Here is a 13,997-nt window from a genome sequence, read left to right as displayed (position 1 = left end):
TGTGGTTGACGTACCGGGCCGCGGGGAGCTGCCCGACCATCCCGACCACCCCGACCACCCCGGCCGGGACCGCGGGGAGGCCGGACAGCACGGCGGCCCCTGCTCCCGGGGGGAGGGAGCAGGGGCCGGAGCCGGGCCGGGCCGTGGTAGGTGACGGCGGGCCACGGCGGGGGGTGATCGAACGGTAATCGCCACGGCCGAAAAATGCTGCTGGTTGGCCGCGCCCGTTCTCAATCAACGTGCGCGCACTGCGCCTTCCCCCTGTTCCGCTGGTTGCTGGCGCGGTGTTGTTCTTCGGTGTGCGCACGCGCGCTTTTTCCGGTGCACATCGCTGGTTCGGCGCGGTGCACCGGAAACGCGTCTACCGGAGCGGATAAATCGCGGCGGTGACGTACACCGCATGGTCCGCAAGTGCGGCCAGGGGACGGGCGTGTGCGGGGCAGGTGTACGCGTCCGCCTCGGTCGAGTCCTGCCGGAAGCGCACGGCGTGCGTCGCGGCCCCGGGGCACCTCTGCCGGTCCTTCGGCTGGGTGGTGTCCAGCGCTTCACACAGGCCGATCGGCTGGTCGTACCAGAGGAGCAGGGGGCCCCTGACGGACACGGAGCGGACCATCTGGCACGCGCGGGTCCGGCGGTTCTCCTCACGAGCCCCGAGGGCCGGGACGTCGACCGGCTGCACGAGGGCCCCGGCCGGGAGGGCGGGAAGGGGTGCCGGCGGATTCGGCACGGCCGGACGAGCTGGACGAGCGGGCCGGGGAGCGGCCGATCGGCGCGCGGGGGCGGGAGCTGCCGGGGTGCGGGCCGTGAAGGCGGCCAGGATGCCCGCGAGACCGCCGCCGGAGCGCGTCCAGTCGGGCAGGGAGGGCCGTTGCGGCTCAGGTGCCTCCCACTCGTCGTCGGGGTTGTCGTCCGGCTCCCATACGGTCGCAGGGCGGCGGACGCTCGCGGCCCGAGGCGGGGCCGGCGGCCGGTATCCCTCGGGTGAGGGGCCGGTGTTGGCGTGGGTGCGATACGGGACGCGCTGCCCGGTGCCGCACTCGGGGCACCGGATGGTCATGCGGTCCTTGGCCCGGGACTGCCATTCGTGGCCGCACCGGCAGTCGACCCACACCGCGGGCCGGGCCGCGGCCTGTACGGCGCGGGAGGCGGCGCCGGAGAGATCGGGAGTGACGGGGCCCTCCCACTCCTGATCGATGCGGACGTGCCGGGAGGTCCGGCAGTGCGGGCAACGTGTGTTCCCGCCCCGGACCGTGGTGCGGTATGGAGTGGCGCAGTTTCTACAGACGATTTGCACGGGGACGGTTCGCACGTTCCCCCCTTCCTGTCGGTTGCTGGCGCGGTCTCAAATTCGAGTTTGGCACGAGGGTCTGACGAAAGATCCGGAAATAGAAACGGCCCCGGGGCCGGTGTGGACCGAGGGCCGTTCGGACGTGCCGGCGCGGGGGAGTTCAGGCACTGGCGACTTTCCACGTGTTGGGCCGGTGCACGTCCTCCCAGACCTCAACGGGTCCATCGTCGTCGTGGTGGACGATGCGGAGCACGAGCACGGGCACGGCGGCCCCTTCCGGCGCCGGGATGCCGAGTGCCCGGAGTTCGTCATCACTGGCCAGGCGTGCGCCGTACATCTCTGGCGAACGCGTGATCTCCCGGCCGGTCCGCTCCGTGTAGGTGTGCTGCCAAAACGGCTCCAACTTGCCCTGCGTCAGCAACTCCGGGACGTCGGCCAGGGCCCGCACGCTGATCAGGGAGAGCGCCACGGCGGTCGGCTGTCCGTCCTTCCGGAGTACCCGGCGGCGGATCACGATCTCGTCGTGCGGCTCGATGCCGAGTAGGCGGCAGATCTCCGAGTCTGCGCAACTCCGGAGCCCGGCCCAATGGTCGCTGGTCGACTCGCCCTCGGTCAGTGCCTTGCCGGTCCGCTCCATCCGCCCGAGTTTCTCGGCTCCGGTGACGACGGCGCGGGGCCGGTCGGCAACGACGGTTCCCACGCGCTCTTTGGGCGCGGTCAGACCCTCGGCCTTGAGCATCTTGTACGCCCTGGTGACGGTCGCGGTCGCGACCCCGAAACGCTCGGCTGTGTCGCGGACTGTGGGGAGGCGGTCGCCTGGCCGTAGGTCCCCGTCCGTGATCGCGCGCCGGTAGTGGGCCGCAACGTCGGTCGCTTGTGTGGGTGCCATGCGGTCTCTCCCTCGGGTCTCTGTGCTCGCTGTGTGCTTGCTCTGTGCTACTTCTTGTTCTACCGTAGCGGCAGAGCGAGCACAACGACAGCTCTCCCCGTAGCTCCAAGGATCGGAGACCCGGCAGATGAGCACACCGACCGGCGCCCCCAAGAGCGCCAGCACCAAGAACGACTCAGCGAAGTTCGCGGGGTCGTTCGCCCCGACCCTCACCGTGAACGTCTCCAAGAGCACCACGAACGGCGGCGCCGCGGTCCCCGCGCAGGGCGGCCGGGGCCACTCCGAGGCATCCCTCCCGGCCCCCGACTTCACCTCCCCTGCGGACGTGCGGAACTACTGCAACGCGCTGCGGGCCCTGATGGTCGGAATCTCGTTCGAGGTGGCCATGGGTGCGGAGATCCTCAAGGGCGTGTTGTCCACGGTCCCGGACCCCGAGGGCCGTATCGGCGGCTCGAAGGCTCGGGCCTGGCGCGTCTCCCGGAAGCTCACGAAGGCGGCGGACTCCGCGGCGGCGGCGGCCAAGAACGCGGCTGCCTGCTACGCGCAGTTCCAGCAGCAGTACGAGGAAGAGATCAACCGCGTCAAGCACCGTGCCCGGAAGCCCTCGGCTCCGCGCATGGACTGGGCCCGGCAGTAGAGGGGGGCGGGGTCATGGGTGAGAAGGACATCGAGCAGCAGCACGAGGAACAGCTCAAGGGCGAGTCGGCGTGGGCCGGGGTCGGCAAGTACCTGTTGCACCGGGCCAAGCCGCATCTTCCGCCGTGGCTCGGGGTCGCGGCGGCGGGAGTGGTCGGGGAGGGCGCACACCTGATGTGGGCCGATTCCCCGTGGGGCGCGGCTGGCCTGACGCTCGCCTCGGTCGCACTGACCGGCGCGACCTGGTGGGCGGCCCGCGGCACGAGCGGGCAGCGCCGGTTGCACTCCGCGATCACGGTTGCGGCCGGGTCGGTATGGGTGACCGCCGCGGCTCTGTCCGGTCCGATCACCCACCCCGTCATCGACCTGTACGCCATGGGCGGGCCGGTCGTGGCCCTGTCGTGGAACGTGCGGATGGTCATGCGCCGGAACCCTGACGCGGTCGGGGAGTCCTCGGACAAGGGCCTGTTGGAGAAGGTGGGTCTGGCTCGGACCAAGCTCGGCACGGTCAAGGTGGAGCCGAACAAGGTCACCGTGCCGTACGCGCTCCCGGCGGGGGAGGCGACGAACGACGACGTCTCCAAGGCACTGCCCCGGATCGCGTCCGGTCTGGACGTGCCGACCACGGCCGTGCGCTACCGGCCCGACCCGGATTCGGCCCGCAAGGGTGAGATCGTCATCGTCCCGAACGACATGCTTCGGGAGGTCATTTGGTACCCCGGCCCGTCCTCCCCGGGCGGCTCGATCGCGGAACCCCTCGTGATCGGCGTGTACGACGACGGCCGGGAGCTGCGTCTCACGCTCCCCCAGGCGATCCACTTGCTCGTCATGGGCGTGACCGGCTCGGGCAAGACCGAGGCGGCCCTCGACGTCATGGCGGAAGTCCTGACGCGCCGGGACGTGGCCGTGTGGCTGTCCGACCCGAAGCGGGGCCAGGACCTCGGGGAAGCGTTCGGCGCGTGTGACTGGGTCGTCACGACGCAGGACGGCGCGGCCGTGATGATCGCAGCGTTCGAGGCGGTCATCCCCGCGCGTCAGACCTGGCTCGGAGAGCACGGGTACCGGTCGTGGGAGCCCGCGGCGGCCCTCGTGCAGAACGACCCGGCCCACACGTGCCGCCCGGACCGCACGGCCTGCGGATGCCCCGGCATGGCGTACCTGATCGGGTGGTTCGAGGAAGCGGCGAACACCCTGCGGGCCGTCGATGACGACGCGTTCACCGGCATCGCGCAGGAAGCCCGGTCGGCCGGCGCTTCCCTCGTGGTCTCGATGCAGCGCGCGTCCGGCTACCAGATCAGCACGGACACCCGTGCGTCCCTCCCGGCCGCGCTGTGCATGGGCGTGGACGAGCGGGACGCGGGTTTCGCCCTCCCGTCCGAGGTCCTGGACGCGGGCGCCAACCCCGGGGCGTGGGGCAACAAGCGGCCCGGCTACTGCTACTTGGTCACGGCCGGGATTGACGAGGAACTGTGGTCGACCCCGTCCCGGACGTTCCGGAACAACCCCGTGACGCTGGAGTGGGTCACGCGGGAGTTCGCCGGGGTCCGCATGCCGGTGGACGACGTGACGGCCACCGCCGCCGCCTCGGTCGCCGGGCAGATCTACACCGACCGCCAGGGGCCGACGACCCCGGCCGCGACCGAGGACGGCCCGCAGCGTGCCGTCAGGACGGAAGACGACATGACGACCGGTGAGCCGCTGGTGGACCCCGAAGACGAGGGGATCGACCCCGAGGCGGAACTCCCCGAGGCGACGGACGCACCGATGTTCGGAGCCGCGGCCGGGACCGAGCCCGAGGACCCGAAGGCGGCCATGGAGGACATCCTCCGGCACTTCGAGTCCAACGGTCAGATGGTCATCCAGACCAAGGACGTCATGGAGCACTGCGACCGGATCGGCCGCTCCCGGCCGTGGGTGGCCGCGGAGCTCGGGCGCCTCGGTCGCGAGGGTCGCCTCGTGCCCGCGGGAGGCCACAAGTACCGGATCGTCCCGGCCCTGACGTCAGCCTGACGGCCTGACACCTGACACCAAGTCCCCAGGTAGACGCGCTGTCAGAGCGGCTGACATCCGCCCTGACAGCGCCCTGACAGCGGGCCCTGACACCGGGCCCGACACCCACGAAGGAGAACCCCGTGAGCAGCAACAACGAGTATCGCGCACCGGGTCAGGAGGTCACTCCCGACGACCTGGCCCGCTTCCTGATCCCCGACTCCCCCGCCTCCCTGGTCACCCCGACCGAGACGACCGAGGCGGCCCCGGAACGGCCGGCGCTTCCGTCGACGGCCGACCTGATCGCGGCATGGGAGCGGCAGAACACCGCCGCGGCCCTGGTGCAGTCGGGCGCCCTGCTCCCCCAGTCCGCGGCCCTGGCCGTCCCCGAGCACGACCCGATCGTGCCCCGGTGGGTCTGGCGTGCGTCGGCCGTGACCGCCGCCGTGTCGGCCATGGCCGGTGTCGTCGGGTTCGTCGTCTGGGGTCTGTCGCTCGCCCTGGGGGCCGCCGTGTCGGCCGTGTCGGCGGCGGCTCCGTACCTCGGAGTTGCAACCGTCGCGGTCGTCGCTCTGGCCCTTCTGTGCCGCAGGCGCCCCGGAGCCGACACACTCTCCGTGTCGGTCGTCCAGAGCGTCCGTGTCGTCCAGAGCAAGCGGAAGTAGGTCACCATGCCGAACATCAACACTCGGATCGTTCTCGTGTCCGGCGCGGCGGTCGTCGCATCCGTCGCAATGGCTGCGTCGGCCGACACACTCGCGACGCTGGGCGGCGCGGTCGGCTGGGGACACGTCATGAAGTGGTCGCTTCCCGTGTCGGTTGACGTGCTCGCCCTCGTGTCGGGTCTGGTCTGGCTCACCGCCGGACTGCCGGAAGCGGCACGGAAGCTGGGCCGGTGGCTCACCCTCGTGACGGTCGTCGGGTCGATGGTCCTGAACGCGACGGGTCACCTCGTGTCGACTCACCACATCGTGGTGGGTCCGCCCCTGGTCATCGCCGTGTCGGCCGTGCCGCCCCTGGCCGCCGCCATGGCTGTGCACCTGGCCGCCATGACGGCACAGGGCGCCAAGGGTCCCCGAACCGACACGGTCACCGTGTCGACTCAGCCCCTTGCCGACACGGCCCCGGTCCCGGCCGACGCACCCCGCGTGCCGGTCCGTGTCGGCTCCGGCACGGGAACCGACACGGACCGCGCGACCGACACGGACGACTACCGGAACGACACGGCGGCCCTCGGAGCCGACACGGCGACGGGTCACGGCGACGCACTTCCCGTGCCGTTCCCGAACCTGGCCGACACGGAGACCGACGCGCCCGAGGCGTACGACACGGCCACCGACCCGGAGACCGACACCGCCCGGACCCACGTTCTGCCGAACACCGGCGGACGGCTCTCCGAGGCGGAACTCGACGCGGTCGTCGTGCTCCTGGCCCGTGAGACCGACCCGCCCCGGTCGTACCGGCAGATGGAGGACCGGTTCCGGGAGCTCGGTTACACCGCATCCGCCGCCCGGCTCCGTGCTGCCTGGCAGCGCGTAGTCGTCCCGACCGCCTGACCCCGAGGGAGGGGCCATGTCCGAGCAGATGACCCGCGACCGAGCGGCACAGATCGTGCGCGACTGCTACACGACCGGACAGCCACAGACCACGGCCGTGACCCTGACCGGCTACTCACGTTCGTGGGTGGCCGCGGAGTTCCGGCGACTGAAGGCCCGGGGGATCTCCCGCGTGGCCGGTCAGATGCAGCTCTTTGACGAGCTGCCTACCAGCCCTTGAATTCAATGGATCTCCCGGCATAGTCGGCAGGGAGCTGCCGGAAACGGCAGCTCCCGTCGTGGGGCGGGATCACAGAACGGAAGACGAGACATGAGCAACACAACGACCCCGATCACGATCGTGGGCAACTTGACCGACGACCCTGAGCTGAGGTTCACCCCGAGCGGGGCCGCGGTCGCGAAGTTCTCCGTGGCGGTCAACCGCCGCACCTACGACCGGCAGGCGAACGAGTGGCGCGAGTCGGGGACCGACTTCCACCGGGTCACCGTGTGGCGGTCCCTCGCGGAGAACGTGGCCGGCACTCTGTCCAAGGGCATGCGCGTGATGGTCGTGGGCGACCTCAAGCAGCGCTCTTGGACGGACGAGAAGACCAGCGAGAAGCGTTCGGCGTGGGAGATCGAGGGGTCCGCGGTCGGCCCTGATCTCACGTTCGCGACCGCGGTCGTGTCCAAGGTGAGCAAGACCGGCGGATCGGCCCCGGGAGACGAGACGTGGGCAAGCGCGTCCCGGACCCGGCCCGAGGTTCCCGCGGGAGCCGGAGCAGGGACCGGCGGCTACAGCGACGAACCCCCCTTCTAGGGAGGGCGGCGGGGCCCCCGATCGATACGTTCCCGTATTGGGGGTCACCGCCGTACGGTGACCGACGAACGGCCAGGCGGCCCGGCATCCCCCAGGGGAAAGCCGGGCCGCCTTCCATACCCGGAGCTCTCCCTCGGTCCCGGCCGGGAAGGGGAGGGCACTCCCGGGGCCCGCAGTACGTCAACCACTTGACGTACGCGCGGACTCGATGACGTACAGACCTTCCCGGCCGGGAGCGACACGCCAAATTCACCCAACCAGGGAGTGGCGGAAGGGACCTGACGGGCCCTAAGATCGATACCAATTATCGAAAGGGTGGGAGACGTGACCGCTACAGCGACCAACGCCCCCGAGGCGCCCCCGGTCCCCAAGGACTGGCGCGTGACCCCGCAGGGCACCGTGCCGGTCTCCGACGTGGCCCGTACGACCGGCGACTACCCGGCGGTGAACTACACCGTTCGTCGCTGCGGAGTCCCCGTCATCGACCAGGGCGGCCACGGCCGGACCCGGTACATCTCCGTCTCCGAGGCCCTGCTCCTGGTGGCCGCCGCCGCACTCGCGGTCGCGGCCGGGGTCGCGCTCGCGCAGATGTACCGGGCGATCAAAACCGCCGGGGCCACGGTCGGAGCCGACGCCCTGACCATCCCGCTCCCCCTCGGATCGTGACCCGATGACCCCGCGACAGACCAGCAGAGAAGGGAGGTGGACCCGGTGACCCTGCCCCACGGCACGGACGCGGACGCTCTGGACGTCGAACTAGACCTGTTCGACATGAGCGACGAACACGCCCTGATCATGTGGCGCTTCGGCGGATACGGCACGGCAGAGAACTTCCCCGGGGCCCGTCTCGCGACCCTGCGCATGCTCCGTGGCGCTGGCCGGTCTGCCCGTAGGACCCTGGCCCGCATCTTCGCTTCCCTGGCCCCGCACTCCGGTGTGCGGGCCGTTCTCGCCCTGCTCCGGGTCCTGGCCGTTCGGCCGGCGCCCGTAGCGCTCCCGGCCCCGGCCCCTCGTGCTCTGTCCCCTCAGAGGAGGTGTCACCGCCCCTCTCCTGCCCGCGCCCCGTGACCACACGACCCCGCTCCGGCGGGGGTCACCGCGCAGGCAAACCACCCCCAGGAATGCCGAAAGCCCCAGGACACGACTCCCAGGGCTTGGCATCGATCCGTCAGCTAAGGACCAACGATGTACGTCAAGAGTACCCAGCAAGACCCCGCCCTGACCACTGATCCCCGTGTGACCCCGGTGGGCGGCTCCGGCCGCGTGACCACCGTGACGGACGGGGAGACCGTTTACCTGATCTGCCGGACCGTGCGCGGTCGCGGCGGATGGGGCGTGCACTGTGCCGCCGGTGAACTGATCACCTCGGGGTGGCCGACCCTGACCCGCGCCCGGTCCTACGCGGACCGCCTCATTGCGCGGGCGGGGGCGAACCGATGACCGAGACCCTGACGACTGCCACCCGAGGCAGCGAGACGGACGGCGCGGCCCGCATCCCGGGCGCGAAGATCTCCAAAACCGAGTGGTGGTTCCGGCCCTCGGACCGCATGGTTCTCCAGGTCGCGTACGAGACGACGCTCGATGCCGAGGGTAAGCCGTACAAGACTCCCGTGGGTGAGCCGGTCGGCATCGTGCCGCCGGTCACCGGCTGGGTCACGAAGAAGGATGAGGACGGCCAGGACACGACCATCGAGTACCGGCTCCGGGGCAAGGGTGACCGGTGCGTGGTGGTCTCCGAGGACGACTTGGACCGGGGCACGTGGGCCGGGAAGGTCGGGCAGGAACGGCCCTCGGGCAACGATGCGAAGCTCGCGTTCTCCCTCGTGATCCGGCAGGAAGCGCGCGACCGGGCGCCCGAGGTCACGGCCGTGCCGTACATGGACGGCGGGGCCATGTTCTTCCCCGAGGCGGACACGCAGAACATCGGCTACCGGCAGTTGGCCGGAGCCGAGGACGACGCGCGCACGGCATGGCGGACCATCCTCGGGCACGCCATGGCCGACCCCAAGACCCTGCTTGCGCTCGGGTCGTTCATGGCCGGGCCTCTGGTGGCCCCCTTCGGTCTGGTGGCGCACATCGTCAACCACACCGGCCCGGGGCAACAGGGGAAGTCGACCACCCAGGAAGTACAGGCCGGCATGTTCGGCCGGATCGAGGAGGGCATCCTCCGGTCCTGGAACTCCAGCGCGCAGGGCATCCCGCAGATTCTCCGGCGGGCCCGGTACCTGCCGCTCTGCCTGGAAGAGAACAGCGCCAAGGGTGACGGCGTGGCCAAGACCGAACAGATGATGTCCAGCATGGTCGGCGGCGCCAACCGCTCGATGGGTTCCGCGGACGGCAACGGCGGGACGTCCCTCGGTCGGTGGCGGTCGGTCCTGTCGTCCAGCTCGAACCTGTCGCTCCGGCGCCCGGGGCAGTCCGAGGACCTGGCATCCCGGCTGTACGAGCTCCCGGCGCCGTTCTGGCCGAACGTCTACGTGGACCGTGACGGCCAGGTGGTGCCCGAGGGCACGGCCCGCTGCATGCACCTGTCCAAGTGGGTCAAGCGGGCGGCGGCCACCTTCCACGGGTGGCCGCTGGAGTGGGCGATCCGTGACGGGTGGTTCACCTCCGAGGGTCTGGCCAAGCTGCAAGACACCCACGACGCGGTGTCTCAGCGGGTCGCACCGAAGGGCGGCGGGATCGCGGGCACGGTCGGTGAGATCCACGCTCTGTGGGCCGTGGGCGCGCACCTGTTGGGCGCCGCGGTCGGTGTCGAGGGGTGCGGGGACGTTGCCGAGGCCGAAGCGGTCCGGCAGCTCCCGACCGCGCTCACCGCGTCCGCATCGGCGGCCCTGACCCCGGCCGAACAGCTGTGGGAAGCCATCATGGCGGCCATGGCGCAGGGGCACCGGTTCCCCGAGGTGGACCTCAGCACGGGCGACCCGGCCGGGACCCTGCGGGCGCGGATGGAGGAACGGGGCAACGACGTCCACGGGTTCGTGTCCACGGGGGACAACCGCCTGTGGTTCATCCCCGGGAAGCTGCGGGAGGTCGCGGAGCGCGCACACCTGGCCGACACCATGCACGCAGGCTTGGCGGGCATGAAGGAGTCGGCCGTCCTCGTGGCCGGAGACGCGCGGAACCTCCCGGCTAAGCCGCCGCGGGTCCTGCGCACGCTCAAGGGGCTCGGGACGCGGCTGTACCGGTTCGACCTGACCGCGGCCGGGACCGAGTTCGGCCAGGGCGGCGACGGGCCCGAGGACGGCCCGGACGGCTCCGGCCCCGAGGGACCGACCGAGCCGCGGACGTGCAACGGCTACGCGTTCGGCAAGCCGTGCACGGAGCCGCTTGCCTGGGACGACGGGAGCGGGCGGCATGTCACCTGCGTTCCGGCCCCGGTCTCGGCCCGCAACGAGTGGCCCGCCGGCACTATCGGAGCCGAGGTGGCGGCCCTCCCGTTCCCCGAGGACGCGCCCGAGGCGGCCCCGGCGGACGTTCCGGCCCCGCGGCCCGAGGCGACCCCGGCCCCTGCTCCGGCGCCCGTTGTACGTCAAGCGGTTGACGTACCGGCGCCCTCGGGTGACGTCCGTCCTTCCCGGCCGGGGAGGAAGGCGACTCCCGCCCTGGTGGTTCCGGACGGCCCGCACTCGGAGTTCCTGGCCGCCGCGGTGGCCCGGAAGTCCATCACCTCGGAGCGGCAGCTCGAAGCCCTGGCCGATCGGCTCGTGTTGCTGGACGACCCGGAGATCGGCGGGTCTCCGGGTCGGCTCCGGCTCCTGTTCGCGATGGAGGGCAACCGGGAGCAGTCCGGCCCGTTCGCCCCGTTCCTGCGTCGCACGTCGCCCCGGTGGCAGCCGGAGCGGCCCGCGGTCATCGATGCCGTGCGCGTCATGGACGGGTGGTCGTGGGAGCGGGAGTACGAGGGCGAAGTGACCGTGATGGACCGCAACGGCTCATGGCCGACCGCGGTTTCGTCGGTCCGGGTCGTGCACGGCGAGTTCGAGCACACGGGCGCCATGGAGGACGTGACCGGGGCCCCGGCTCCCGGGTACTACAAGGTGCGCGTCTACCCGTGGACCGAGACTGACCTCCCCTCCCCGCTCGGGTCGGAGACCGTGGGCGAGGAACGGTGGATCACCGGCACGCGCATGCACCTGTTGGCAGACCTGGCCGCCGCGGGCCGGTGGCCGGACGCGTCCGCCTCGGACTCGTGGACCGGGACCGCCGTGCGGCTGTCCTCGTGGGCCCACCTGATCGGCGAGTGCCGCCGGTACGCGCTGGAGACGCACGGCCGGGAGTCGGGCGCCTATGAGGCGGCAAAGGAGGCGTTCGGGCAGTCCATGGGCCTGATGTACGGCTCCTTGGACGACACGGCCGGGGTGACCCGGCGCAAGTGGAACTGCCGGAGCCGCCGGACCGACTGGGTGCACGCCATCAAGGACCAGGCGTCCGCGACCATCTGGCGCACGGCCGACAAGGTGCGGCAGCTCGGGGACGGCATGGCCCCGGTGTCCCTGCGCAACGTTGACGAGCTTGTCCTCCCGGCCGGGGCCCTGGCCGCGGCGACCGAGGGCGAACGGCCGGCACTCCGGCTGGACGACTCGGGGACGCAGTTCGGCACCTGGAAGGTCAAGGGCACTGAGGTTTGGGGGGATGAGTAATGGCGAAGAAGCGCGACACCGGAGCCGGTGACGAATACTCGAATGCCGAGGCGGACCGAGTGGCCGACGCCATCGAAGCGGCCTACGCGGATTGGGCGAACGCTGCGGAGCCGACCAAGGTTGACGTAAAGGCGAAAGTCGAATGGGCCGGGCACGTCATGCCCGCGAACAATGGCGTTCGTCGCACTCGAATTGACCTCCCCCCGGAGAAAATGCGAGAAGTCCGCAAAGCTGCGGAGAAAGCCCGGAATTCCTTGGGCAAGCGGCGGGCCGCCAAACCGGCCGCTTCCTATAAGGCCAAGGGGTGGGAGGCTCAATTCCGGCAGCTCTTCAAAACGGCCAAGGGATACGAGGCCATGGGCGCGGCTGGAGTGTCCGCCACAAAGCAGACCCTTGACCGGTGGCTGACTGGTTCGCAGGCTCCGAGCAAGGCGAACCGGGAAGCCATCGAGCGGGCCTACGACGGAATGCGGAACCGGCCGGTGACCGAGGCGCGCGACGCTGCACAGTCCGCGGCCAAGGAAGCGGCCGACGCGATGACCGAGGCCATGCGGTCGCAGTACGGCGTGAACATCCGCTTCCGGGACATCGAGCACTTCCGGTTCGAGTAGGCGCCGGACCGACCACGCCAGGGCCCCGCTCCCCCACTCGGGAGGGCGGGGCCCTCGTGCGATACCCCCAGGGAAGGCACGGCCCCGACTCCCCCCAGGGATCGGCCGGTTACCCCCACGGATCGGCCCGCTTCCCCTCGGGTATCGGGCCACTTACCCCCACGAATAGGGGACTTGACCTGCGTAAACGCCAAACGGGGCCACCTCGGGCCCCGTCCGCCCTCCCGGCTCCCGCGTCAATCCCTGCACGCATTGGGCCCCTGACCTGCGGAAACGTCCGGGATTCCCTCCCCGTATCGGCCCGGTTTCCCTCGGGTATTTGAGCCGATACCCCCACGTAATGGGCCCCTGACGTGCGAAAATGTGGGTCATGAGCACCCGATGGGACCCACCCGACCCCCGGCAACTTCCCGAGTGGCGTGCGGAGTTGCTGGACCACCTCGACGCGGACTCCACCAAGACCACCATGCGCGAGGCTCTGGCCGCGGGCCGCTTCACGATCGTGCCCACGGTCCCCGGCATCGGAGCCTCTGAGGAGTCCGTGGGCGCGGTCCTGCTCACCGCGTGCGAGCGGCGGCGGATGGAGGACGCAGAGCTGTACTACGCGACCCCGGACATGACCGCGCTTGCCCTGGCCGCCGCACAGACCCCGCCCATTGAGCCGGTGACGCTCTCCCGCCTCCCCTCCGAGGCAGGGTTCATCGTGTTCGGGGAGCCGATCGGCGGATACACCGAGGACACCGCGGCGGCCCTGGCCGGGACCCGCTTCGGGTACCCCGGAGCGTCCGCCGTGGTCACAACCCCGATCGTGGCCGCCTCATGGTCCGTGTGGAATCCGGGAGAGGTCAGGTTGGACCGGGGCCAAGTCCGGTGGGTCCACAAGGGTGCAGGGTCGGCCGGCGCGATCCCGGCCGACTGGTCTGGGGTGTGGATCACCTTCTACAGCCCCCGCGGCCTGTTCTCCGGTCTGCCTCCCGAAACCGTGGTCGGCACCATGGCGGACGGCGGTGTGATGACGGCCGGGATGATCGACAACAACCGTCAGGATCACGGGCCGGTGCTCGCGTGGGACAACGAGATGTTGCTCCGGGAGGGCGCCCCCTTCGGGCCCCCGATCCCGGACACCACGGACCGGTGGGCCCACGTGCTCTACACCGCGTGGCAGCTCATGGCCCAAGAGGGCAAGAGCCGTTGGGCCGAAGTCGAGGAGATCCCCCGGCCCCGCGCCGGAGCGAAGCGCGACCGCCGCCAGGGCATCACCAGCTCGTCCGCGGTCCGGGTCGTGCGCGTCCACTCCGCACACCGGCCGTCCCCGCAGGCCGTCAAGGAAGACGAGCAGGGCAGCACCGGGCGCCGTGAGCCGCAATGGTCCTGCCGGTGGCCCGTCCGCCCCTACCGCCGGTCAACGTGCCTGAATCCGCGGGCCCATGCCGAGGGCGGATGCTCACACGAGGACCGGATCGTCTCCGGCCACATCAAGGGACCCGAGGGCGCCCCGCTCCGGACCGGCGACACCGTGCACCTGTGGGACCAGCAACCGGGCGAGTAGGCCCCGAGGACCCCCGCGGCCCGGTACGTCATGTGGT

Annotated in this window: 14 protein-coding genes; 12 read left to right on the top strand and 2 right to left on the bottom strand. The window is 71.0% G+C overall.

The genetic code is table 11. The features are described 5' to 3' along the window. Positions 1-361: 361 nt before the first annotated feature. Complete coding sequence (locus ABZT04_RS45125; RefSeq protein WP_356066324.1) at positions 362-1,057, bottom strand: hypothetical protein; 696 nt, start codon at positions 1,055-1,057, stop codon at positions 362-364. Positions 1,058-1,448: 391 nt separating this feature from the next. Continuing rightward, positions 1,449-2,177: a GntR family transcriptional regulator gene (locus tag ABZT04_RS45120; protein ID WP_356066321.1), complete on the bottom strand. Its 729-nt coding sequence runs from the start codon at positions 2,175-2,177 to the stop codon at positions 1,449-1,451. 127 nt (positions 2,178-2,304) lie between these two features. Between ABZT04_RS45120 and traA the strand changes: the two genes are divergently transcribed. From traA to ABZT04_RS45060, 12 genes are all read left to right on the top strand, one after another. Next, entirely contained in the window at positions 2,305-2,814 is a 510-nt protein-coding gene (gene traA, locus ABZT04_RS45115; protein WP_356066318.1) for a plasmid transfer protein TraA, read from the top strand. A gap of 14 nt (positions 2,815-2,828) precedes the next feature. Continuing rightward, positions 2,829-4,823, top strand: coding sequence for a plasmid transfer protein TraB (gene traB, locus ABZT04_RS45110; protein WP_356066315.1), 1,995 nt, complete (start codon positions 2,829-2,831; stop codon positions 4,821-4,823). A gap of 122 nt (positions 4,824-4,945) precedes the next feature. Next, positions 4,946-5,467 (top strand): hypothetical protein, encoded by a 522-nt coding sequence (locus tag ABZT04_RS45105; protein ID WP_356066312.1) that lies wholly within the window; start codon positions 4,946-4,948, stop codon positions 5,465-5,467. Between the two features lie 6 nt (positions 5,468-5,473). Further along, entirely contained in the window at positions 5,474-6,358 is an 885-nt protein-coding gene (locus ABZT04_RS45100; protein WP_356066309.1) for a DUF2637 domain-containing protein, read from the top strand. 16 nt (positions 6,359-6,374) lie between these two features. Then, positions 6,375-6,578: a hypothetical protein gene (locus ABZT04_RS45095; RefSeq protein ID WP_356066307.1), complete on the top strand. Its 204-nt coding sequence runs from the start codon at positions 6,375-6,377 to the stop codon at positions 6,576-6,578. Positions 6,579-6,668: 90 nt separating this feature from the next. Next, positions 6,669-7,157, top strand: a complete 489-nt coding sequence (gene ssb / locus ABZT04_RS45090; RefSeq protein ID WP_356066304.1) for a single-stranded DNA-binding protein — start codon at positions 6,669-6,671, stop codon at positions 7,155-7,157. A 324-nt stretch (positions 7,158-7,481) separates the two neighbouring features. After that, positions 7,482-7,823: a hypothetical protein gene (locus ABZT04_RS45085; protein ID WP_356066302.1), complete on the top strand. Its 342-nt coding sequence runs from the start codon at positions 7,482-7,484 to the stop codon at positions 7,821-7,823. A gap of 45 nt (positions 7,824-7,868) precedes the next feature. Further along, positions 7,869-8,225 carry a hypothetical protein gene (locus ABZT04_RS45080; RefSeq protein WP_356066299.1) on the top strand — a complete coding sequence of 119 codons (357 nt, stop codon included), beginning with the start codon at positions 7,869-7,871 and terminating at the stop codon, positions 8,223-8,225. A 117-nt stretch (positions 8,226-8,342) separates the two neighbouring features. Further along, entirely contained in the window at positions 8,343-8,597 is a 255-nt protein-coding gene (locus ABZT04_RS45075) for a hypothetical protein (protein WP_356066297.1), read from the top strand. After that, a complete protein-coding gene (locus ABZT04_RS45070) occupies positions 8,594-11,800 on the top strand; it encodes a DUF927 domain-containing protein (RefSeq protein ID WP_356066295.1) in 3,207 nt (1,068 codons plus the stop codon). The genes ABZT04_RS45075 and ABZT04_RS45070 overlap by 4 nt, the downstream gene beginning before the upstream one ends. After that, positions 11,800-12,411: a hypothetical protein gene (locus tag ABZT04_RS45065; RefSeq protein ID WP_356066293.1), complete on the top strand. Its 612-nt coding sequence runs from the start codon at positions 11,800-11,802 to the stop codon at positions 12,409-12,411. Before ABZT04_RS45070 ends, ABZT04_RS45065 begins: the two co-directional genes overlap by 1 nt. A gap of 370 nt (positions 12,412-12,781) precedes the next feature. Further along, a complete protein-coding gene (locus tag ABZT04_RS45060; RefSeq protein WP_356066291.1) occupies positions 12,782-13,960 on the top strand; it encodes a hypothetical protein in 1,179 nt (392 codons plus the stop codon). Positions 13,961-13,997 lie beyond the last annotated feature (37 nt).

This window comes from Streptomyces sp. NPDC005492 (assembly GCF_040605995.1).
GTDB lineage: Bacteria > Actinomycetota > Actinomycetes > Streptomycetales > Streptomycetaceae > Streptomyces.
This window is presented reverse-complemented; position numbering and strand designations above follow the sequence as displayed.

Excerpts from the sequence above, each read along its gene's own strand:
- ABZT04_RS45125 (WP_356066324.1), bottom strand. The coding sequence starts at position 1,057 with ATGACCATCCGGTGCCCCGAGTGCGGCACCGGGCAGCGCGTCCCGTAT.
- ABZT04_RS45120 (WP_356066321.1), bottom strand. The coding sequence starts at position 2,177 with ATGGCACCCACACAAGCGACCGACGTTGCGGCCCACTACCGGCGCGCG.
- traA (WP_356066318.1), top strand. The coding sequence starts at position 2,305 with ATGAGCACACCGACCGGCGCCCCCAAGAGCGCCAGCACCAAGAACGAC.
- traB (WP_356066315.1), top strand. The coding sequence starts at position 2,829 with ATGGGTGAGAAGGACATCGAGCAGCAGCACGAGGAACAGCTCAAGGGC.
- ABZT04_RS45100 (WP_356066309.1), top strand. The coding sequence starts at position 5,474 with ATGCCGAACATCAACACTCGGATCGTTCTCGTGTCCGGCGCGGCGGTC.
- ABZT04_RS45095 (WP_356066307.1), top strand. The coding sequence starts at position 6,375 with ATGTCCGAGCAGATGACCCGCGACCGAGCGGCACAGATCGTGCGCGAC.
- ssb (WP_356066304.1), top strand. The coding sequence starts at position 6,669 with ATGAGCAACACAACGACCCCGATCACGATCGTGGGCAACTTGACCGAC.
- ABZT04_RS45075 (WP_356066297.1), top strand. The coding sequence starts at position 8,343 with ATGTACGTCAAGAGTACCCAGCAAGACCCCGCCCTGACCACTGATCCC.
- ABZT04_RS45070 (WP_356066295.1), top strand. The coding sequence starts at position 8,594 with ATGACCGAGACCCTGACGACTGCCACCCGAGGCAGCGAGACGGACGGC.
- ABZT04_RS45065 (WP_356066293.1), top strand. The coding sequence starts at position 11,800 with ATGGCGAAGAAGCGCGACACCGGAGCCGGTGACGAATACTCGAATGCC.
- ABZT04_RS45060 (WP_356066291.1), top strand. The coding sequence starts at position 12,782 with ATGAGCACCCGATGGGACCCACCCGACCCCCGGCAACTTCCCGAGTGG.